The organism is Clostridium sp. (assembly GCF_029267215.1).
Taxonomy (GTDB): domain Bacteria; phylum Bacillota; class Clostridia; order Clostridiales; family Clostridiaceae; genus Sarcina.
On sequence record NZ_JARIDH010000027.1, the window covers coordinates 1 to 23,042 of the forward strand.

General features: G+C 27.2%; 20 protein-coding genes. 6 read left to right on the forward strand and 14 right to left on the reverse strand.

Going from position 1 to position 23,042, the window contains the following annotated elements; genetic code table 11:
• Positions 1 to 1,191: 1,191 nt before the first annotated feature.
• Entirely contained in the window at positions 1,192 to 1,860 is a 669-nt protein-coding gene (locus Q1K13_RS04205; protein ID WP_300347917.1) for a hypothetical protein, read from the reverse strand.
• An 821-nt stretch (positions 1,861 to 2,681) separates the two neighbouring features.
• Between Q1K13_RS04205 and Q1K13_RS04210 the strand changes: the two genes are divergently transcribed.
• On the forward strand, positions 2,682 to 3,908 hold the full coding sequence (locus Q1K13_RS04210) for a murein hydrolase activator EnvC family protein (protein WP_300347919.1): 1,227 nt from the start codon (positions 2,682 to 2,684) through the stop codon (positions 3,906 to 3,908).
• 294 nt (positions 3,909 to 4,202) lie between these two features.
• On the opposite strand, the gene galU is transcribed toward Q1K13_RS04210, so the two are convergent.
• On the reverse strand, positions 4,203 to 5,078 hold the full coding sequence (galU, locus tag Q1K13_RS04215; protein ID WP_300347920.1) for a UTP--glucose-1-phosphate uridylyltransferase GalU: 876 nt from the start codon (positions 5,076 to 5,078) through the stop codon (positions 4,203 to 4,205).
• A gap of 240 nt (positions 5,079 to 5,318) precedes the next feature.
• Between galU and Q1K13_RS04220 the strand changes: the two genes are divergently transcribed.
• Positions 5,319 to 6,182 carry a 5'-nucleotidase, lipoprotein e(P4) family gene (locus Q1K13_RS04220; RefSeq protein ID WP_300347922.1) on the forward strand — a complete coding sequence of 288 codons (864 nt, stop codon included), beginning with the start codon at positions 5,319 to 5,321 and terminating at the stop codon, positions 6,180 to 6,182.
• A 174-nt stretch (positions 6,183 to 6,356) separates the two neighbouring features.
• Here Q1K13_RS04220 and Q1K13_RS04225 read toward each other — a convergent pair whose 3' ends face one another.
• The 6 genes from Q1K13_RS04225 to Q1K13_RS04250 form a co-directional block, all read right to left on the reverse strand.
• Positions 6,357 to 6,521: a hypothetical protein gene (locus Q1K13_RS04225; RefSeq protein WP_300347923.1), complete on the reverse strand. Its 165-nt coding sequence runs from the start codon at positions 6,519 to 6,521 to the stop codon at positions 6,357 to 6,359.
• 647 nt (positions 6,522 to 7,168) lie between these two features.
• Complete coding sequence (gene hxlB / locus Q1K13_RS04230) at positions 7,169 to 7,726, reverse strand: 6-phospho-3-hexuloisomerase (protein ID WP_300347925.1); 558 nt, start codon at positions 7,724 to 7,726, stop codon at positions 7,169 to 7,171.
• 5 nt (positions 7,727 to 7,731) lie between these two features.
• The gene (hxlA, locus tag Q1K13_RS04235; protein ID WP_300347927.1) at positions 7,732 to 8,367 is read right to left on the reverse strand and encodes a 3-hexulose-6-phosphate synthase; all 636 of its coding nucleotides are present in this window, start codon (positions 8,365 to 8,367) and stop codon (positions 7,732 to 7,734) included.
• 293 nt (positions 8,368 to 8,660) lie between these two features.
• On the reverse strand, positions 8,661 to 9,548 hold the full coding sequence (locus tag Q1K13_RS04240) for an ROK family protein (protein WP_300347929.1): 888 nt from the start codon (positions 9,546 to 9,548) through the stop codon (positions 8,661 to 8,663).
• Between the two features lie 477 nt (positions 9,549 to 10,025).
• The gene (locus Q1K13_RS04245) at positions 10,026 to 10,691 is read right to left on the reverse strand and encodes an N-acetylmannosamine-6-phosphate 2-epimerase (RefSeq protein ID WP_300347930.1); all 666 of its coding nucleotides are present in this window, start codon (positions 10,689 to 10,691) and stop codon (positions 10,026 to 10,028) included.
• A gap of 358 nt (positions 10,692 to 11,049) precedes the next feature.
• A complete protein-coding gene (locus Q1K13_RS04250) occupies positions 11,050 to 11,718 on the reverse strand; it encodes an NAD(P)H-dependent oxidoreductase (protein ID WP_300347932.1) in 669 nt (222 codons plus the stop codon).
• A 331-nt stretch (positions 11,719 to 12,049) separates the two neighbouring features.
• Between Q1K13_RS04250 and Q1K13_RS04255 the strand changes: the two genes are divergently transcribed.
• The 3 genes from Q1K13_RS04255 to Q1K13_RS04265 are packed head-to-tail and all read left to right on the forward strand — an operon-like array spanning position 12,050 to position 14,692.
• Entirely contained in the window at positions 12,050 to 13,075 is a 1,026-nt protein-coding gene (locus Q1K13_RS04255; RefSeq protein ID WP_300347933.1) for an ABC transporter ATP-binding protein, read from the forward strand.
• 2 nt (positions 13,076 to 13,077) lie between these two features.
• Positions 13,078 to 13,896, forward strand: coding sequence for an ABC transporter permease (locus tag Q1K13_RS04260; RefSeq protein WP_300347935.1), 819 nt, complete (start codon positions 13,078 to 13,080; stop codon positions 13,894 to 13,896).
• Positions 13,897 to 13,900: 4 nt separating this feature from the next.
• Positions 13,901 to 14,692: an ABC transporter permease gene (locus Q1K13_RS04265; protein WP_300347936.1), complete on the forward strand. Its 792-nt coding sequence runs from the start codon at positions 13,901 to 13,903 to the stop codon at positions 14,690 to 14,692.
• Positions 14,693 to 15,050: 358 nt separating this feature from the next.
• Here Q1K13_RS04265 and Q1K13_RS04270 read toward each other — a convergent pair whose 3' ends face one another.
• Positions 15,051 to 16,013: an alpha/beta hydrolase gene (locus tag Q1K13_RS04270; protein WP_300347938.1), complete on the reverse strand. Its 963-nt coding sequence runs from the start codon at positions 16,011 to 16,013 to the stop codon at positions 15,051 to 15,053.
• Positions 16,014 to 16,413: 400 nt separating this feature from the next.
• On the opposite strand from Q1K13_RS04270, the gene Q1K13_RS04275 reads away from it, so the two are divergent.
• Complete coding sequence (locus tag Q1K13_RS04275; RefSeq protein WP_300347940.1) at positions 16,414 to 18,003, forward strand: oleate hydratase; 1,590 nt, start codon at positions 16,414 to 16,416, stop codon at positions 18,001 to 18,003.
• 100 nt (positions 18,004 to 18,103) lie between these two features.
• On the opposite strand, the gene Q1K13_RS04280 is transcribed toward Q1K13_RS04275, so the two are convergent.
• Genes Q1K13_RS04280 through Q1K13_RS04300 form a run of 5 tightly spaced genes read right to left on the reverse strand, consistent with a single transcriptional unit; the run spans position 18,104 to position 22,998 of the window.
• The gene (locus tag Q1K13_RS04280; protein WP_300347945.1) at positions 18,104 to 19,036 is read right to left on the reverse strand and encodes an N-acetylneuraminate lyase; all 933 of its coding nucleotides are present in this window, start codon (positions 19,034 to 19,036) and stop codon (positions 18,104 to 18,106) included.
• Position 19,037: 1 nt separating this feature from the next.
• Positions 19,038 to 20,057, reverse strand: a complete 1,020-nt coding sequence (locus Q1K13_RS04285; protein WP_300347947.1) for an ABC transporter ATP-binding protein — start codon at positions 20,055 to 20,057, stop codon at positions 19,038 to 19,040.
• Positions 20,058 to 20,073: 16 nt separating this feature from the next.
• Positions 20,074 to 21,096 carry an ABC transporter ATP-binding protein gene (locus tag Q1K13_RS04290; RefSeq protein WP_300347948.1) on the reverse strand — a complete coding sequence of 341 codons (1,023 nt, stop codon included), beginning with the start codon at positions 21,094 to 21,096 and terminating at the stop codon, positions 20,074 to 20,076.
• Between the two features lie 11 nt (positions 21,097 to 21,107).
• Positions 21,108 to 22,028 (reverse strand): ABC transporter permease, encoded by a 921-nt coding sequence (locus Q1K13_RS04295; RefSeq protein WP_300347950.1) that lies wholly within the window; start codon positions 22,026 to 22,028, stop codon positions 21,108 to 21,110.
• A 10-nt stretch (positions 22,029 to 22,038) separates the two neighbouring features.
• Positions 22,039 to 22,998: an ABC transporter permease gene (locus Q1K13_RS04300; protein WP_300347952.1), complete on the reverse strand. Its 960-nt coding sequence runs from the start codon at positions 22,996 to 22,998 to the stop codon at positions 22,039 to 22,041.
• Positions 22,999 to 23,042: the final 44 nt, after the last annotated feature.

Genomic DNA, 23,042 nt, shown 5'->3' on the forward strand with positions numbered 1-23,042 from the left:
GCGTTCATCCTGAGCCAGGATCAAACTCTCAATTTAAAAGTTTAATCTATACTCATATTACTTGTTAAAAGAATTGCTGGTTTATGTTAATATCTTCTGTTTAATTTTCAAAGACCATTTCTTCATCACCTTCAAGCGACTCATTTATTTTAACATCTTTAAGAAACTTTGTCAACAACTTTTTATCAATTAATGTGATATTTTGTTGCCGTGTCTCTCGCTGACGAGATTTATCTTATCATCTTATCGAACTTAATTTTATTTTATTTTATCTATTTTTATAAATTAAAACTAAATTACTTCTTATTTCTCATTTTTTCTTTATTTATCTTATATAGATACACTAGGAATAGTGTTTATTGTTTTATTTGAAATTTTATACTTTTTTTATATAATTATACTCTATTTTTTTAATATATAATTAAAACCCTACTATTAACTCTTTAAAATTTGAAAAATGACTATTATTTATAACTATTTTTAAAACATTTGATTATATTTTTAATTTTACTTAATATTATTTACTAAAGTATAAATATAATATATAAATATAAAATTAGTAGTACTTTAAAACCAAGTTTATCATAATATATATTATTTTATAGTTCTAAAAATAGTTATTTGCTTTATGCATAGTTTTGAGTTAAAACAATTTCAAAGTTTAATAATGTTATAAAAAATAGTTATTTGCTTTATAAAAATCCTCAAAATATATATGACTTCTAATAATATCAAAATATATACTCGTCCATAGAATATACTTTATGGATATTTATTCTTCTATATACTTAATACTTATATATAAATTTAATTTTATAAAAAACATACAAAAAAATACTTTGTATGTTTTTTATATTATCTTTTATATATTAACTCGTTGTGCTAGTTAAATATGGTTATTGAAAATACTATATTTCAGTAATATATAATTTTATAGTTAAAAAATCTTATGTAGTCATTTCAATAGGTTTAGTAAAATAACTAGCACAACAGATTATATTATGTTTTTATTTCTTAAATATATTTTCATTGCTTTGTATATTTTTTAATTAATCTATATATTTTTATTTCTTTATATCAATTAACTTATGTTACGTAATTTATAACTTATATATTTTTGTATAAATTATTTTTAGTCATAATTTTTTATTTATAATTATTTATATTCAGTTTAAACCTATTATGAATAAACTATTTTGACGCTTTTATATCCAAATTACTTAAATTATATGAGAATTCCTCTAAACTATATTTTAAATCATCGGTTTTTATTGGATCTTTACCTATTTCCATGTAACATCCTGAATAAATTGATATTGTAATAAATACAATTAAGGAAAAGACAACATTCTTTCTTAAATGTTTTATTATAAGTATTCCTAATAATACAGAAAATGTTATCCAAAGTATTTCTGAAGATACATCTATTTTAAATGAATTTATTAAAACCATTCCTTGTATTATTGCAAAGAAAAGTAAAACACCTCCTAATAATAAAAATACTGTTATTATAGAAGAAAAAACATATGCTATTAACATATTAAAATAGAAATTACCTGTTAAATCCTTTTTACTTAATATATAAGAAGCTATTACTATATTTATTATTACTATTAATGTAATTCCTTTATATGTTTCTAATATGAAGCTTCCAAAAAAATTAACTAAGCCTTCAAGAAATACTACTGTTGATATATTTCCATTATATATTCTAGCTTTTGATAATTCTTCAAAACCTATTCCTGATAAGTCACTCATAAAGTTTAATACTACCATTCTCATTATTATCATTATCAATACAAATAGTACTATCTGAGCATTTACTTCTTTTATATACTTTTTAGATGATTTTCTTCCCATAAATATTTCCCCCTGAAATTATGAAACTTACATTTTAATAATTGACAAACTTTCAGTGTTTTAATCATCTATTTTTTTATTATTCATTTTAATTATTGTTAAAATTTAGTATTTTTAATCATCCCTCTTTATTATCTATATTATTCTCTATTAAAATTGAATATTTTGTATATTTAACTATATAAACCTTTGTAATAATCAAAAGCTATTTTGTCTACAGACTGCAATTAATATGCTATTAATTATCTACTTCTTTTTTAAGAATAAATTTAAATCTTACTTTTTTTATTTTACATAAATAGTTTAATTATTTATATTTAAGTTTTGTCCATAAAGACAGGTTGTTAACTTGATGTTATTTATACTCTTAGATAGCATTCCTTAATTATAAATCCATTTTAAAGCGTTAGTTTTTAAGTTTTACTTTATGAATTTTAACAGTATTCTTTGTTGTGAAGCTACTTTGAAAGTATTAATTTTTAACTCTTAACTTTTTACTCTTATCTAATTTTAAGTATAAATATTAATTGCATGTATATAATTTAATATAACTAAAATAAATTATTGTCTAATGCTAGTTATACAGTTAAATAAAAATAATTTTTCTTCTATTTATTCCAAAAATTATTCTAATAATTTCAATAATAAATACATATATTTCATTTTTTTCTATAAAAATAACTATAGTTAATATTTTATTAACTATTTGTTTAAACTATTCAAAAAAGTTTATAAAATGTTTGTGGCCATGCCCTATGATTTTAATATATAATTTGAGACATTATGATAAAATTCAAAAAATATTAAGGCTAGGTGATTAAATGAATAAACTTAAGGTAATATCTTTGTTTATGAGTAGCTTTATTATGGCTAATGTAATTTCAGCCCCCTCATTAGTAAAAGCAACTACTGATATTAATAAACTACAAGAAGAAAAGAAACAAATTATAGAAGAAAAAAAGATTCAAAAAAGTAAATTAGATCAAATTAAAGAAGATATGGATGCTAAAACTAAGGAGCTTCATAATGCACAAGCTAAAGTAGATGAATTTGAAAGAAAAATAAATACTTTACATAAAGAAATAACTGAAACTGATTCTGAAATAAATAAACTTCAAAATTCTATTTTAGAAAATACTAAAGCAATATCTGATGCTGAAGAAGAAAAAAAACTTAAAGAAGAAATTCTAGGTGAAAGATTAAGGAATATCTATAAATCAAATATGGGAGATAAATTCTTGTACATACTTTTAGAATCTAAGAATTTTGGAGATTTATTATCTAATATAGCCAATATAAAAATGCTTGTTAAAACCGATAATGAGTTAATTTCAGAGGTTGAAGCATTACAAAAAGAGTTAGAAGATAGACAATCTCAACTTGAAAGTTCTAAATCAACATTAGATACCAAGAAAATTGAATTAGTTGAAAAACAAGGTAAATTAGAAAAGATACAGTTAGAACATGTAGAAACTTTAAATTTATACAAATCACAATTAGATGAATTAGAGGCATTAGAGGCTAATAAGAATGCCGAGCTAAAAAATTTAGCTTCTAAAGAAGATGAAATAGAAAAAGAAATCCAATCATATTTTGATAATAATTCATCAAGTAATAGTGGTAATTCAGATGATTATACTACTCCATCTGACAACTTATCAACTGGATTTATTCGCCCAGTTTCTTCTAATACTATTACAAGTAATTATGGTCCTAGAATTCATCCTATTACTGGTGAATATAAGGTTCATACTGGTGTAGATTTTGCCGCTTCTGCTGGTGATCCATTCTTCGCATCTAAAGATGGAGTGGTAACAACAGCTTCTTACCATCCTGCATACGGAAATATGGTAATAATAGACCATGGTGGTGGAATTAGTACACTTTATGCTCATGCCTCAGAGTTAAAAGTTTCTGTTGGACAACATGTAAAACAAGGACAAATTGTTTCATTAGTAGGTTCAACTGGATATAGTACAGGCCCCCATGCTCACTTTGAAGTCAGAGTAAATGGACAACATGTAAATCCAATGAATTATATTGTATAAATTTATATAATTTCAAACTATAAAAACTTAAATAAAGGGCTTGTATCAAAATAACCTTTTATAAAACTTACAAATAATATTAATATAATATATAGATTAGCTTTAGAATTTAAATTGTTCTTTAGAAAATATCACATTAAAAGCTAAGACCGTTAGAAACCTAGCGGGTTTAAAAGCTTCAGTAATATTTTCAAAGTAATTATTATAAATTCTTAGCGAAATCTAGTAATTACTAGAATAAATTTTTAAGTTTTATTGTTATATTTTGATAAAGCCCCTTTTTAAATATTATTTTTACTCTATTATTCCCCTTAGATAGTCTGTAAACCCATCTTTAAGTTCTGGTCTTCTTAACGCATACTCAACAGTTGCCTTTAAGAATCCCAGTTTATCTCCAACATCATATCTTTTTCCTTCAAAATCATAAGCATAAATTGCTTCATAATCTAAAAGTTTTAAAAGAGCATCTGTAAGTTGAATTTCTCCACCTTTTCCTGGTTCTGTCTTATCTAATATTTCAAATATTTTTGGTGTTAATATATATCTTCCTAATATAGCTATATTTGAAGGTGCTTTATCAATATCTGGTTTTTCTACTAAATCAGTTACCTTGTAAACGTCGCCTTCAATATGTATTCCATTAACTATTCCATATTTATTAGTATCTTTTTCTGGAACAGTTTGAACACCTAATATACTTGTATGATACTCACTATAACAATCTATTAATTGTTTTAAACATGGTTTTTCATCATTATAAACAACATCATCACCTAGAAGAACTGCAAAAGGTTCATCCCCAACAAAAGTTCTAGCACAGCTTATTGCATGGCCTAATCCCTTTGGTTCTTTTTGTCTTATATAATGTATATCCACCATATCCGTAATATCTTTAACTAAGTCTAATAATTCACTTTTTCCAGCTTTCTCAAGTTCATACTCAAGTTCTACTGACTTATCAAAGTGATCTTCAATACATTTTTTATTTCTTCCTGTTACAATCAATATTTCTTCTATTCCTGATGCAACAGCTTCTTCTATAATATATTGAATTGTAGGCTTATCAACTATAGGTAACATCTCCTTAGGTTGAGCCTTTGTTGCTGGTAAAAATCTTGTTCCCAGTCCAGCTGCTGGTATAATAGCTTTTTTTATAGTTTCTCTCTTCATTTCACAACCTCCTGTTAAACCGCCATTTATTTCAAATAATAACAGTAATAACAAATATATTCTTATTATACACCCTTTTTAATCTTAATTAAATATATCTTATAATTATAAAAATTTATAATTATTCTATTAATTGACTTGATTTTATTTTCAACTTAAAATATAATGAAAGCGTTAACATATTGTGAATATTGTTTATTTTTTATACATATTATTTTTTTAAAATGAAAGGACGATTTTATGAAAAGTTCAAAAGTTACTTCGATTGTATTATCAGCAATAATAGGATTAGGTGTTGGTACTGGTGGAACAATTGCCTATGAAAAACATCAAGACACACAACAAATGGCTAAGGTAGAAGCAGCATCAAAAGAGAATGCTACTGAGCAATTAGTTAGAGGGAATGTATTAGCTACATTATGGGAACAAAATTCAGGTGAAGTTAAGGCTTTAAGATATGAAGCTTATAATTCTGGAATGAGATATGTTGATAAACTTGTTAAAGAACACACAGACAAACCTTATGCTGTTACTTTAGATATAGATGAAACAATTCTTGATAACTCTAAACATGCAGGATACCAAATTAAACATAATGAAACTTATTCAAAAGAAAACTGGGGAGCTTGGGTTCAAATGGCTGATGCTTCTGCAATAGATGGAGCAAAAGAATTTACAGACTATGCAAAAAGTAAAGGTTTTGAAGTATTCTATGTTTCTAACAGAAGTGAAAAAACTGAATTAGATGCAACATTAAAAAATATGAAAAAATTAGGATTTGTTGATGCTGACAAAGATCATGTTCTTTTAAAAACAGATACAAATAACAAAGAAGCTAGATGGGATAAAATAAAAGAAAAATATAATCTTGTAATGTATTGTGGTGATAATTTAGGTGATTTCCCTAATGGATATGATAATAAATCAAATGAAGAAAGAAGAGCTATAGTAGAGAAAGAAGCTAAATTCTTTGGAACTACATATATAATGCTTCCAAACCCAACTTATGGAGATTTTGAAAATGCTGTTTATGGATATAACTTTAAAAAATCACCTGAACAAAAATTACAAGATAGATTAAATAGTATAAAATCTTTTAAATAGAACTTTCCTTATTATTTTACAAAAATAAAAGCTATACTAAATTTAGTATAGCTTTCTTAATATTATTATATAAAATTCTACCTTAAATTCCAAATAAAATAATATCTATCTGATGCTTATTACTATAAGTAGTCAGATGAAATTAAGTTAATAAATATACATAAGTTCTAAAGATTAAATATTACTTTTTCCTATTCTTATATTATATTCTTTTAGCCTTTCACTCTGCTCTTCAACAATAATTTTATCTATTATATTACTTAGCATAATAACTTCTTGAGTACACCCATATTTTTGATATAACCCTGCCAATAAATCCTTTAAATCATTTGTAAACATAAAATCATACTCTCCCGTTTTAATTTAGTATCAACCCCTACTTTTAAACTCTATTATTAAAATTAAACACAACACAAATCCATTATCTGATTTATTGATTTCAATAAATTTACTCTACTTATATTTTAAATTTATTCAATAAATTAGTAAATAAAATTCTAACAACAAAATTCGACCATAATTATTTATTAAATTAAGATATAAATTTATATTATTTATGCTTTTTAACACCATAATATTAACAAAATGTTAATTAAAGGTAATTTAAATTTATTTAAGCTAGTTATTTCCAGATAAAACTTATTTTTTATAATTATATTAAATGAAATAATATTCATATATGGTATTAAAATGCATTTTTACACTAGTTTCAACTATATTATTTTGAACTGTATTAAACTCAATTCAAAATTTTCTAAAACAAATTTATTTTATATCTTAATAAAATTATTTAATAGAAATATTTTGCAAAATGAATTTCCTATATATTTTAGAATTTAACTTTTTTAAAAGTGTAAAAAACTATTTCTGATACATAAGCTATAAACATAATAATAAAAGGAAAGAATTATTTAAATATAAAAAAAGCAGACTATTAAAAAGTCTGCCTTTTTGTTGCCAAAGTCTAATTTAAAGCAATATTAAAATTACTCTAAATTAGCATGTTTTCCATACATTTTACTAGAGTCTAATCCTCTTTTTTCCATTATACTTAAAATAACAGCATCATAGAATAAAAGCATTATCTGTTCAAAAAGTGAACCCATTGGCTGTATTGTTTTATAGTTAGTTTTTTCTTGGTCTTTTTGTGCTCCAGGTAACTTAACTATTAAATCAGCTAACTGTCCAATTGATGAATCAGGAGAAAGAGTTACAACTGCAATTTTTCCTCCTAAACTTTTAGCTTTTTCTGTAATAGGTATTAGTGTTCTAGTTTCTCCTGAGCCTGTTCCAACTATTAATAAGTCATCTTCTGTAAAGTTTGGAGTTGTAGTTTCTCCAATAGCATAAGCCTCAAATCCCATATGCATCATTCTCATAACGAAAGATTTGCACATAAATCCTGAACGTCCTACTCCTGCTACAAAAATTTTCTTTGCTTTTAAAATTTCATTAGCTAAGCTCTCTGCCTCACTTTCTGAAATTAACTTCACAGATTTTTTAAGCTCTTCAATTATTTCAGTTAAATATTCAACTGTATTCATATCAATTAACAACCTTTTCTTATTAATTGTTGCATTTTACTAGCTACTTCTTTTTTATTTTCAACTGTTGTGATTCCACCACCAACAATTATTAAATCTGGATTTTGATCTATAGCTTCTTGTAAAGTTGATAACTTAATTCCTCCAGCTATAGCTGTTTTAGCATTTTTAACTGCTTTTTTGATTGTTCTAAGATCTTCAAATGAATTCTTTCCTACTGCTTGAAGATCATATCCTGTATGTACACAAATATAATCAACACCAAATTCATCTACTTCTTTTGCACGAGTTGCAAGATCTTTAACAGCTATCATGTCAACAAGTATTTCTTTTCCTTGTTTTTTAGCCTCTGCTACAGCCCCTTTAATTGACTCGTCTTCTGAAGTTCCAAGGATTGTTATTATATCTGCTCCTGCCTCTGATGCTTGACTTACTTCGTATCCAGCTGCATCCATTATTTTTAGGTCTGCTAATACTGTTATATTAGGGAAAGCTTTTTTAACTTCTTTAACAGCTCTAAGTCCTTCATTAATTATTACTGGTGTTCCTATTTCAACAACATCAACATATTCTCCTACTTCATTTACCATATCTATTGCACCTTGTATATCAACAAGATCTAATGCTAATTGTAATTTCATATTCTATTCACTCCTTATTAATTATTTCTTAATAATCATTATATTTCTTAGTATAAACATAATTTTTTAAATTAAAAGTAGGCACCTTTTGGTATTCTACTTACCAAAAGGTGCCTATTGGACTATTAATACTCTTTAAAATATACTAAGTTTAACTACTTTTATAAGAATTTCATTAAAGAATTAAAAGTATAGCAAATAAATCACAAAAAAATTATAAATTGTAAAATTATAAAAAAATAAATAAAAAAAGATAATTTTCAATTTACATCTTAGTTGTAATTATCTTTTATCTAATTAATGTATCTTTTTTTGAAATCACAAAATGCACCTATCATACCAGCATTATTCTTTAATTCTGCGAAAGCTAATTTTGTGTTGTTGTAAACTGATTCTATAAGATATTTTTTTAGATTTCTTTCTATTAATGGTCTTAAAATATCTTCCCTAGCCATTATGCCTCCACCTAAAACAATAATTTCTGGATTAACTAAGTAAACTATGTGTGATATTCCTAAGGCTAATATATCAGCTAGATTTTTGACTTCTTCAACACAAATTTCATCTCCTTCTTCATATCCTTTAAATACAAATTTTCCATTTATGCTTTTTGAATCTAATCCTTTTCTATAAGCAACTTTATTAACTAAAACTCTTGCTGAAGCCAAGTTTTGAATATGTTCCCCATCAATCATCATATATCCAATTTCTCCAGCTGAATTAGAAAAACCATGAAGTATATTTCCATCAAAAATTAATGCCCCTCCAATGCCAGTTCCAACAGTTAAGCAAGCCATGGACTTACTTCCTTTACCTGCTCCACAATAAAATTCTCCTAAGGCAGCACAGTTAACATCATTTTCTACAGAACAAGGAATATTAAATTCTTCCTCCATAATTTTTTTAATTTCAACACCAGTATAATTAGGAATACTAGGTCCTGCATGGACTATTTTCCCTTCATTTGGACAAACCATTCCTGCTGTTGATATACATATTCCTTTAATTTCAGTCTTTTCTTTAAAGTTATTTACTATTTCCTTAACTTTCTCTATTATACTTGGCCCACCTTTATAAGCCTCTGTATCCATATTATAATGCTCTTTTAAATTTCCACTATAATCAATAAGACCATACTTAATACTAGTTCCTCCTATATCAACCACAACAAAATCACCCATAAATAAATCCTCCACATAAAATATTATCAAATATAAAAACCACTATATTACATCCATAATAAATTAAAATAAGTAATATTCTATTTATTTCTATATATATATTTATTCTAAAAAACTATTTAAAATGCAGTTAAAAAACAAAATAATTATTAAGTTAATCAAAAGACTTATTTTAATTCTGCATGTCAAAATATTTAAACCTAAGTTCTGTTACGCCAATAAATATTAGAGCATTAAAAAGCCTTTATATTAATATATTTAAAACTAAGCCTTAATACTTGGTAATATAAAAAACAAACCATAAATTAGAATATAAAATACCAAATATAAATAGTACCCTATAATGAATCATAACAGGGTACTATTATTTATTAAAATATTTCTAAACTTATAGATTTATATCATAAGTTTTTCTTAATTAAAAACACTATAAAATTATTAGGAACAGTATATTTATCTATAAATAACTTTTAAAAGTTATTTTAAAATATCAGTAAATCTTTTTGTTATTTGTTGTGGTCTTGTTATTGCCCCTCCAACGACTGCTGAATAAGCTCCTTTATTAAATGCTTCCTTTAAATCTTCTGGAGTATTTATCTTACCTTCACATATAACTGGCACACTAACTTTTTCAACCAACGCCTTTAACAAAGGTATATCTACAGTAGGACTTTGAGTTGAATATGGTGTATATCCTGAAAGTGTTGTTGAAATACAATCAAACCCTAATTTTTCTGCCTGAATTCCTTCTTCTAGTGTTGAAATATCAGCCATAGCAAGCTTTCCACCTTCATGTATAGCTTTCACTAAATCTTCTAATTTTTCATCATTAGGCCTTTTTCTCATTGTTGCATCCAAAGCAATCATTTCACATTCTGTATTTAGTAAATCTTCTACCTCTTTTAAAGTAGGTGTTATATAAATTTCAGAGTCATCATATGACCTTTTTATTATTCCTATTACAGGTAAATCAACATTTTTTTTAATTTCATTTATATCCTCAATACCTTGTGCTCTTATACCAGAAGCTCCTCCTTCTTTAGCTGCCAATGCCATTCTTCCCATAATAAATGAACTATGCAATGGTTCATTTTCTAAAGCTTGGCAAGAAACTATTAACTTTCCTTTTATATTATTTAACATAAATTTCTTCCTCTCTCTGAAAACATTTTCTCTTTATACAATTGTAATAATATTCCAAAGTTTTTTCAAGACATTTATTTCTTAAATTTAAATAATAAAAGTTTAAAGAAGACTGTATTAAAATTTGAACTACCTTTGCCATAAAGCCACAAGGATTCTTTTAAGGTAGTTTGGTGTTTAAGTTTCAACCTAAAATTTTATTTTAAACTAGTGTTGATTTTAGATAGAATTTTATGCCCGTGTTAATTAAAAAGTTTAGATTTTCATTGAATAAGGAAGAATAATAGCCTTAATAAGCGAAGTTCTTTGATCTATGGATGTTTCTTCACTTTAGCTACTATTCTTGAATATTTAATTATTATTTAACCCATTCAATTACTTTTTCTTCTGAAAGTCTAGCTTTTTCTCTTGATGGATTTTCTTTTCTATATCCAAAAGCAACTAAGTATGTTAAATCAAATTTTTCTTTATTTAATAATCCTTTTTTAATTAAAATTTCTTCTACTTTTTCTTTATCAAATCCTTCTATTGCACATGAATCAATTCCAATCATGGCTGCTGATGTCATCATATTTCCTAAGGCTATGTAAGATTGTCTTTTAGACCATTCTAATAATTCATCATAATTTTCATCAGCTTTTAAATTTTCATTTTGGAAAGTTTTTAACACACCTTTTGTTCTCTCAAATAATTCCTCTTTAACACCTTTTGTATTAATCCAAAGATCTTTCACATACTCTGAATCATACTTAACATCTTTTCCTGCTCTAGTTAAAGCCACTACAAGATGACTTGTTGTAGGTGCCTGTCTTTGGAATCCCCATGAAACCTCTGCAATCTCTTTTATAAGATTTTTATTTTCTATAACAAGAAACTTCCAAGGTTCAAGACCAAATGAACTTGGTGATAATCTTGCTGTTTCCATTATCATATTCATATCTTCTCTTGGAATAATTTCTCCATTAAATTCCTTTGTGGCAAATCTAAAATTAAATATATCTATTACATTTTCTCTTTTAATTTTCATATTTTTCGCTCCTTTTTATCCTTTTAATTAGAATAATACAAATATCACTTAATAATAACCTACTCTAAAATTATATGTTTTATATGTAGATTTTTTAAATAATATTAACAATACAATTTCATTATACCATAATTCCCATCAAAATAATAAACTATAGTATTTTATCTCCTCATTACATAATTTTAAAATTACAAATTTGTAATTTTATTGTAAAAAGAGTAAAATTAAATAACACACTTTATTTAATCGTATACAAAAATATTTTATTTAGGTTATGTTTTAAGAGAGTGTTGATTTAAAAGAATTATTGAGATTTTTAGGAGGTGACTTTATGATTAAGGTTGAAAACTTAACGAAAGAATTCAAGATTAGAAAAAAGCAATCTGGATTTAAAGGAGCTATAAAGGGACTTTTTTCTAACGAATTTACTACAAAGACAGCAGTTTCAAATATTAATTTTGAAATAGGCTCAGGTGAAATTGTTGGATATATTGGTTCAAATGGAGCTGGTAAATCAACAACAATAAAAATGATGACAGGAATACTTACCCCAACTTCAGGTAAGGTTACTGTAAATGGAATAATTCCATATAAAAATAGACAGGAAAATGCTAAAAACATAGGAGTTGTATTTGGTCAAAAAACTCAGTTATGGTGGGATATAGCATTATCTGAAACTTTCACAATTTTAAAAGACATATATTCAATTCCAGACGACTTATACGAAAAAAACATGAAGTTTCTAAGTGAAACCTTAGATTTAGATGAATTCATGGCTAGACCTGTTAGAATGCTTTCATTAGGTCAAAGAATGAGAGGAGATTTAGCAGCCTCCTTGCTTCATAACCCTAAAATACTTTACTTAGATGAACCAACAATTGGCCTGGATATTGTTGTTAAAGAAAGAGTTAGAGAGGCTATTAAGAAAATAAATAAAGAATTTGGTACGACCATAATTCTTACAACCCATGATTTAAGCGATATTGAAGAGCTTTGTGAAAGGATAATAATTATAGATAAAGGAGTAAAAATCTATGATGGTACTCTTTCTGATATTAAAAAGAAATATGGGTATATGACTACTTTAGAGATTCAAACTAAAAAGAATTATGAAAACCTTTTAAATATAAAAGATTTGCTTTTTCCTAATAATTCATTTTTAGATGATAACATTGATCCTAGTGATTTAATCCAATCATTTGAAGATGGAAAGCTAATTATAACATTTAATAAAAATAAAATAAGCTCCTCTAAAATCCTTTCAAAGGTTATGGAGAATATGGATATTTTAGATTTTTCATTAAAAGAAAGTACTATTGAAGACATCATAAAGAAAATCTATAGAAATGAGGTGTAAATATGGGTTTTATTAAATCAATAAAAACATATGGAGCCTTTGCGAAAGGTCAAATCAAGATAATGAGTGCCTATAGAGCCAATCTTTTAATGGGCCTTATAGGACAACTTATATTGCTTGTTGTAACTTATTTTCTTTGGATTGCCATATATAGTAGTTCTTCTAAAGGTGTTATGAATGGATTTAACTTAGGAGAAATGCTTACTTATATAATGATTACTCTTTTAATAGGTATCGTTACCAGTTCTAATATAAGTTCTCAAATAAGTAATGAAGTTAGAGATGGTTCAATTGCTATGAATCTTATTAAACCAATTGATTATAGTAGAAGAATTATATTTATGGGACTTGGTCAATTTATATTTTCATTTTTGACTTTGTTCTTACCTGGTGCAATACTAATAACAATTTATGGAATAAAAAATGGAGTTCAAATAGATTTTTTCTCAATAATGTTATCTTTAGTAAGTATTTCTTTAGGAGTACTTATTAATATTTATTACTCATATATTTTTGGACTTTTATCTTTTAAATTTTATAACATTTGGGGAATAAGCCAAATAGCTAGGGCGATTATAATGCTTGTTTCAGGTGCTATGATACCCCTTACTTTTTTTCCTAAAATAATACAAAGCTTATTTAACTTCATGCCTTTCAGTTCCATAATTTATACTCCTACAATGATTTACCTTAATAAATTTAGTGGAATTGAAATAGCTAAATCTCTTGGATTGCAACTTATTTGGATAGTAATTTTAATATTTTTATCTAAGGCTATGTGGAGTAAGCTAATTGATAACTTAGCTATTCAAGGAGGTTAAGAATATGAAAAGATATTATAAGATTTACATACAATTTTTAAAACAATATATAAAAACACTAGTTGAATATAAGGAAGATTTTATATATGGATTATTTGGTTTCATACTTGTACAATTTACATCTTTAATATTTATCTCTCTTATATTTAATAATATACCTTCTCTTAAAGGATGGAGTTTTTATGAAATAATATTTATCTATGGTTTTTCTCAAATACCTAGAGGAATAGACCATATTTTTACTGATTATCTTTGGATTTTCTGTAGAAAAAGTATAATTTACGGAGAATTTGATAGATATCTTCTTAGACCATTAAACCCACTATTTCAGGTAATTGCAGAGAGATTTCAACCTGAAGGGTTTGGAGAACTTCTTGTTGGGTTAATTCTTGTTATTTATTCAGGAATTAAGCTAGGAGTAACTATAACCCCTATTTGGATAATAAGTTTTATAATTTCAATTATTGGAGGTACTCTAGTCTACACAGGAGTAAAACTTGCAACAGCCTCCATATCATTTTGGACAAAGAATAGTTTTGGTCATGTTCAAGTAGCCTATAGTTTAAGTGACTTTGCTAAATATCCTATAACCATATATCCAGGTGGAATAAAAGGATTATTAATATTTATTATTCCTTTTGCATTTACAGGATATTATCCTGCATCATATTTATTAGGAAAACTTAACTTTTTTATGGGAGTCATTTCAACTTTAATCATTGGAATAATCACAATTTCAGTAGCCTATATGATATGGCTTAAAGGAGTGTCCTCTTATGAAAGTGCAGGAAACTAGTTTAATTAGACTCTATTTTACTAGAATGTCGATTTTAAATAGAACTATAACCCACTCTTAATAATCAATTTAAGGTTTCATTGAATATGTAAGAATAATAGCCCTAAAAAGCGAAGTTATTTGACCAAAGGGAATTTCTTCGCTTTAGCTATTATTCTGTAATATTCAAACTTAAATAGAAAGTTTCTTCTCATATTCATTATAATTTTTAAATATAAAATTCAAAATTTTTATTTTAACTTAAAATTAAGTAAGTCTGAAGGCATAGCTAAAATCAACACTCTAATAAAACAAAGCTTTTAATTAAAACTGTCTATTTATTTTCAGTTTTAAAAAAACTTATATTATTATATACTTGCTATGCACATTCTTTCATAAAACTTACTAAACTATTAAAATTATCCTTTGCTTCTTTTAATGAAAACTTAAACTGATATTCATGCCATAATCCATTTTTATCAAAGAATTTTTCATTAACCTTAACCCCTAAATCTTTTAGTTTATTAGAAAGATCTCTTCCTTGGATATTAAAAGGATCTGCATCACCTACAGTTATAAATGTACTTGGATAATTTTCTGTTATATTCTTAACTGTTGATAATTCATTTATCTTTTCATACTTCTCAAACTCTTTAACTCCAGTTAGAGATTCCATATACGTTTGAATTCCTGGAAACTTTGTTTTTCTAACTGTATCCATATCATAAAGTCCACAAAATAATATAACTCCTTTTAAAACTTCATTATCTATGCTAGGTTTTATTCCCATAGAATTAGCTAAATTATTATTACTTATTATTGCTCCTAGCTGGCTACTTATTTGAGCTCCAGCAGAGTCTCCACCTATAAATATTTTTTCTCTATCTCCATTAAACTTTTCTATGTTATTCCATACATATTCAAGAGCATCATTACTTTGAATAATCTGAGTTGGATATCTATATTCAGGTGATAAAGCATAATCTATGTTTACAACAACAAACCCCTCATTTGCTAAGGTAATCATATAATTTTTTACAGTTTCCTTGCTATTTGCTATATATCCGCCCCCATGAACCCACATAATCACAGGCAGTTTTTCTTTTGTATTCTTAGGATAATATATATCTAACTTATTGTTATTATTTATAGATGATTCATAAACTAAATTTTCTTCTATATTTAAACTTCCAACTATACTCTTAAAATTTTTAGGCTTTGGAAAAACTCCAAACTGAAATATAAATTTATATATTTTAGCCGCCATATCACATGTAGTAATCTTCTCCATAATATTTGATGATAAATTAATTACACTATAATATAAATTTTTTATGCTCATTTTCTCACTTCCTTAAGTCCTACACACAATCTTATCTACACACATATTATATACCTCTAAATTTATAAGGTATATCTATAATTAAACTTATTTAAATTAAAATTTAATACTTTTTTATCTTAAAGATTGATTTAAGTTAAGACATTATTTAAAACCATAATTTTTTTAATAAATTGATTATAAAAAGTGCTTCCTTTTCTTAATTATGATATTCATAAAAAAAACATTTTTATATACTTATGCTATAATCATCTTAATCATTAAATGTTCAAAAGTAAACTATTATTATAAGTTAGTTAAAATGTTTTTAAATTATAGATTCCATCTAAAGGTAGGCATCTTTGAAAATTCTTGATGAAATTTATAGTTTCTATAAATTACTTTGAAAGAAGGTTTTAATATGGGAAATAGTCTTTTAAAAACAAGAAAGGTATATCTTATTGGAGGAGGAATTGCTTCATTAGCTAGTGCTGTTTACTTTATTCAAGAAGGACATATTCCAGCTGATAATATTCACATATTTGAACAGCAAGAATGTCTTGGAGGAAGTATGGATGGTGCTGGAGATAATATTACTGGCTTTATAGCACACGGTGCTAGAATGTTTGATAAGGAAGCTTATGCTTGCTGTTATGACCTATTTTCAAGAGTTCCTTTATCAAAGGATTCTAACATGACGATTTTAGATGATTTTAATAAATTTAATAAGGATACTAAGTTTAATAGATCTGCCGTTAGACTTATTGGAGAAAATGCTGAAAAAATTGATGTTCTTTCTTTCGAACTTTCAAAAGCAGACCAACTTGCATTAAGCAGTATGATAATTCAACCTGAATTTAAATTTGATAAAATAAGAATTTGTGATTGTTTCACACCTGATTTCTTTAAAACAAACTTCTGGTATATGTGGGCAACTACTTTTGCATTCCAACCTTGGCATAGTGCAGTTGAATTCAAAAGATATCTTCACAGATTCATACATGAATTCCCTCATGTTACAGATATGGCAGGTGTTAGACATTCAAGATACATACAATATGATTCAATAATTGAACCAATAATTGAATACTTAAAAAATGCTGGCGTTCATTTTGTTATGGGAGTTAAAGTAAATGATTTAGAATTTAATGAATTTAATAGAAAGAAAGCTGTTAGCAAAATACTTTATACTAAAAAAGGTTTAAATGAAGAAATATTTGTTAAACCTGAAGATCTTGTACTAGTTACAATAGGCTCTATGACTGCTTGCTTTGATGTTGGTGATAATGAAACACCAACAAAAATAAAAGATAAATATGCAGATGGTACTTGGAGTTTATGGGAAAACATAGCTAAGAAAGACCCTCTATTTGGTCATCCTGAAGTATTTGATAATCGTATAAATGAATCACTTTGGGAATCAATAACACTTACATTCAAAACACCATTATTCTTTGACTTAGTACGTGAATTCTGTAGTGGTACAGGAACTGAGTTCACATTTAAAGATTCAAATTGGTTCCTATCATTAGTTTTACCTCATCAACCATACTTCAAATCTCAATCTAAAGATATACAAGTTGCTTGGGGTTATGCATTACATCCTGACAAAGAAGGTAACTTTGTTCACAAGAAAATGCATGATTGTAATGGTATAGAAATACTTGAAGAAATTATAGGTTTAATGGGATTTGAAGAATATAAAGATGAAATATTAAAATCTGCTATATGTAAGCCTTGCGTAATGCCATTTATAACAAGTCAATTTTTAACTAGAACATATGGAGATAGACCTAATGTTATTCCAAAATCATCACACAACCTTGCATTTTTAGGTCAATTCTGTGAAATACCTGATGATACAGTATTTACTGTAGATTATTCAGTAAGATCTGCACAAATGGCTGTATATGGCTTACTAGGATTATATTATAAAGAAGTAACTCCTATATTTAAAGGAGAAAATGATGTTAGAGTGCTTTTAGGTGCTTTGGCAACTATGATTAAATAAAAATTTCAATTTTCATATGCACACCAATAAAAATAAATAAAAATAAGCTGAGAATTTTAATATTCTCAGCTTATTTTTATGCTTAATTTATTTCCTTTTTCTAAATATCTATATTTAAACAACGAACATTTTCAATAGATTTCACTTCTTTAAGAGATTTTAACCCTTGTAAAAACTCTTTTTCATACTCTTCATTAAAATTTTCAAATGGTCTTCTACAATATCCAGCCCTTATTCCCATAGCTCTAAGTAAAGACTTCATTCCTGCTAAAAAACATGGAGTATTTAAAAGATACATTATAATAGATACTCCCTCTTTTTGAAGCTTCTTAGCTAAATCTATATCCTTATTATTAACAGCATTATTTATATTTATAAATAAGTCTGGAAGCACATTATAAGTTGAACCTATTATTCCATCTGCTCCAGATAAAAGGCCTGATAAAGCCATTTCATCACACCCTGAATAAACTAAAAAATCATCTCCAAACTTATCCTTTATCTGGGTTATTTCATAATGAGACTGGGCTGTGTATTTTATTCCCTTAATATTTTCTATGGATGCAAGCTTTTCAATAGTATCCACAGTTAAAAGTCCTGCTAATGGCACATTATAAACTATCATAGGAGTTTTGCAAGACTCTGCTATATCCTTATAATAATTTATAATCTGCTTTTCAGAAAACTTCCAATAAAATGGTGGAACACTTGATATTCCAGTAACTCCAAGACTTTCCGCATGTTTTGCAAGGTCTATAGAAAGCTTAGTTCCAATTGCCCCAACATGGACAACCACAGGTATTCTATCTTTAACCTCATCCATAACTATTTCAACAACTTTTTTTCTTTCCTCACTACTCATAGTAAATCCTTCACCTGTTGATCCAGTTAAATATAGTCCATCAACCCCTGAATCTATAAGATAACTTACAAGCTCTCTCATTCCTTTTTCATCAATATTTTCATTTTCATCAAATACTGTTAATAAAGCAGGGATAACCCCCTTAAAATCCTTAATCTCAAACTTACTCATATTACAATAACTCCCTTACCCTTTCATCTGATAAATGACATGCAACTGAGTGTTCATGCCCATTTATAATATATTTTTTAAGTTTTGGTCTTTCCTTTTTACATATTTCCATACACTTATTACATCTTGTATGAAAATTACATCCACTAGGTGGATTTACTTGACTTGGAACATCTCCTTGAAGTATAATCCTTTCTTTTTTTCTATCTAAATCAGCAATTGGAATAGCCGATAATAAAGACTCTGTATAAGGATGAAGTGTATTAGAGAATAATTCCTCTGTATTTGTTAATTCAACAATTCTTCCAAGATACATAACAGCGATCCTATCACTAATATACTCAACAACACTTAAATCGTGAGTTATAAATATATAAGTTAAATTTCTCTCTTCTTTTAACTTCTTTAAAAGATTTAAAACTTGAGCTTGGATTGAAACATCTAAAGCTGATACTGATTCATCACAAATTATAAGTTCTGGATTTATACATAAAGCTCTAGCTATGCCTATTCTCTGTCTTTGTCCCCCTGAAAATTCATGAGGATACCTATCCATATACTCTCTTCTCATATTAACAGCTTCTAAAATATCTCCTATAACCTTTCTTCTTTCCACCTTCTTTTTAACCCCAAACTTCTTTAAAGGATCTGATAAAGATTGATATATTGTAAAAGCTGGATTTAAAGAAGAATGTGGGTCTTGAAAAACTATTTGCATCTTTTTCCTTGCAATATCCATCTCTTCTTTTTTAAGAGTTATTAAATTCTTCTCTCCTTCCTCTCCAAAGTCATAAATCATTTCTCCATCAGTTGGTTTAACAAGCTGAAGAATAGTTTTTCCTAACGTTGTCTTTCCACAGCCAGATTCTCCAACAAGACCTAAGGTTTCTCCCCTATAAACAACTAAATCTACATCATTAACAGCTTTAACAAACTTAGTAGGTTTCTTAAACATTCCTGTTTTTATTGGGAAGTAAGTTTTTAACCCTTTTATTGTTAACAATTTTTCTTTATTACTCATAAACTCATCCTCCCTTTTATTTTACCTCAAGCATTTTTCCTTTTACATACATTTTTTCATAATTATAGCATCTAACCATATGAGTTCCTTCTATAATTTTTTCATTAGGCATAGTTTTGCATTTATCACAAGCATAATCACATCTTGGTTCAAATTGACAACCAATAGGTCTATCATAAGGATCTGGAGTTGAACCTTTAATAGGATTAAGATTTTGATTCTTTCCTTTCCCTAAAATAGGAATTGATTTCAAAAGTGCTTTTGTATAAGGATGTGCAGGTTTTCTTAAAACCTCGTCAATAGTTCCAGACTCAATTATATTTCCCATATACATAACTGCAACATCATCAGCCAATTCACTAACTACTCCCATATCATGAGTTATAAGTAAAATCGCTGTATCATTTTCTTTTTTAAGCTTATCCATAAGTTCAAAAATTTGGGCTTGAATAGTTACATCTAAGGCTGTAGTTGGTTCATCTGCAATTAAAACCTTAGGTTTACAACTCATTGCCATGGCTATCATGGCTCTTTGCCTCATCCCTCCTGAAAATTGATGTGGATATTCCTCTATCCTTTGTTCAGGATATGGAATCCCCATATTTTTCAAAAGTTCAAGCGCCCTATTGTAAGCTTCTTTCTTACTTATTTTTTCATGACACTTTATATTCTCAATTATCTGAAATCCAATGGTATAAACAGGATTTAAAGCAGTCATAGGATCTTGAAATATCATAGCAATATCTTTTCCTCTTAACCCTCTCATCTCTTTACCATTTCTTTTAAGTTCATTTATTTTAATATCACCATTATCACCATGATATATTATTTCTCCCTCTTCAATTCTAGAAAGTTTAGGAAGAAGTTGCATTATTGATGAGGCAGTAACACTCTTTCCACATCCTGACTCACCAACCACACAAAGAGTTTTACCCTTTTTTATTTGAAAAGAAACACCATTTATAGCCTTATTACATCTTTGATTTGTATAAAAATAAGTCTTTAAATTTTTTACTGTAACAATAGGTTCTCCACTCATAAATAATCCTCCTATCCTTGTTGTGTTGGATCTGTGGTGTCTCTTAATCCATCACCAACAAAATTAATACTCATAACAAATAATGATATTACTATACCTACTGGTAACCATAACCACCAGTTATTTTGAAGAGTAAACATATCTTGAGATGCATTTAAAATATTTCCCCAGGTTGCTATTTCTAAAGGTACTCCAAGACCTAAAAAACTTAATGCAGCTTCTTCTAATATGAACATAGCTGTGCTTAAAGTTATATTAACAACTATTGGCCCAATAGCATTAGGCAACATATGTTTATAACAAATTATAAAATCATTTATACCAAAAGCCTTTAAAGACTGAACATACTCTTCTTCTCTAATAGAAAGTATTTTTGCCCTAGTCATACGATAAACACTACCCCATCCTGTTAAAATAAATATAATGATAAGATTTATTAAACTCTGACCTAAAATACTTACTAAAAGTAAAACTAAAATCATTTGTGGGAAAGACATAAAAATCTCTGATAAACGAATAACTATCTTATCAAAAAATCCTCCTTTATATCCACAATAACATCCTAATAAAACACCTATTAACGCACATCCTAAGGCACTTCCAAGGCCTATAAATATAGAAATTCTTCCTCCATATAAAATCCTTGAAAATACATCCCTTCCAACCTTGTCAGTTCCTAAAATATGTTCTACAGAGGGCTCTTTTAATACGCTTTTCATATCAACTGCCAATGGATCATATTTAGTTATAAACGGTGCAAATATTGAGGATAAAATTATTATTGAAAAGATTATTATTCCAATAACAGCAAGCTTATTATTAAGTAATTTTCTTAAAGCTCTATTTCCACCCTTATTCTTAAGTTGACCAGCCTCTTCCTTAGCTTTAATCTTATCTAACTTTCTATCAAATCTGCTTTTACTACTTAACATTATTAACCTCCTAATCTAATTTAACTCTTGGATCAAGCAAGGCTGTGGCAATATCAACTATTACACTTGAGACAAGGACAGCAGTCACTGTTAACAAAGCTATGGTCATAACCAAAGAATAATTCTGTCCTCTTACTGCCGTTGCAAAGGCATCTCCTATTCCTGGCCATCTAAATATACTCTCTATAACAACAGCCCCCCCAATAAGCGTTGGAAGTCTAAATCCTATTAAAACAACAACGGGTGTTAATGCCACTCTAAATCCATGAACTAAATTTACTCTCCACTCAGGTAACCCCTTACTTCTAGCTGTTCTAATATATTCCTTATTCATAGTATCTAACATACTAGACCTTGCATATCTCATAACCCCCGCAGTAAGTGAAAAACCTAAAACTAAGGCTGGTAAAATTAAATATTCATATCTATCAATAAAAGCAGTATGACCTGGCATCATTCTTCCTCCAACTGGAAGCCATTTAAGACGTAATGAGAATATTAATATACAAACCATTCCAAAGAAAAACTGTGGAATTGAAACGCCAATCATTCCAGCCACTGTTAATAAATTTTCTGATATAGTTCCTCTTCTTATAGCACTAAATAATCCTAAAACACTTCCTAAAATTGTAGAAATACAAAGAGAAGCTATGGCCAATTCTAAAGTTGCAGGTAATAATTCTTTTATTAACTGACTTATTGGAACTCCACTTGTTATACTGTATCCAAAATTTCCTTGAACAATCTCCTTAAGCCAATTAAAATATCTAAATAAAAATGGATCATTTAATCCATAGGCATTTCTAATTTCCTCTAATTTTTCTGGTGCAACATTTGCTAAAATCTCTGGATTTATCATGTGTGAAACAGCATCACCTGGTGTTAATTCAAGTCCAAGATAAATTATGAAAGTTATTATAATAAGCATAGGAATTAATCCTAAAATTTTCTTAACTATAAATTTAAACATCAAAACCCCTCCTTACAAAAAAAGTGATGGGATAATCCCACCAC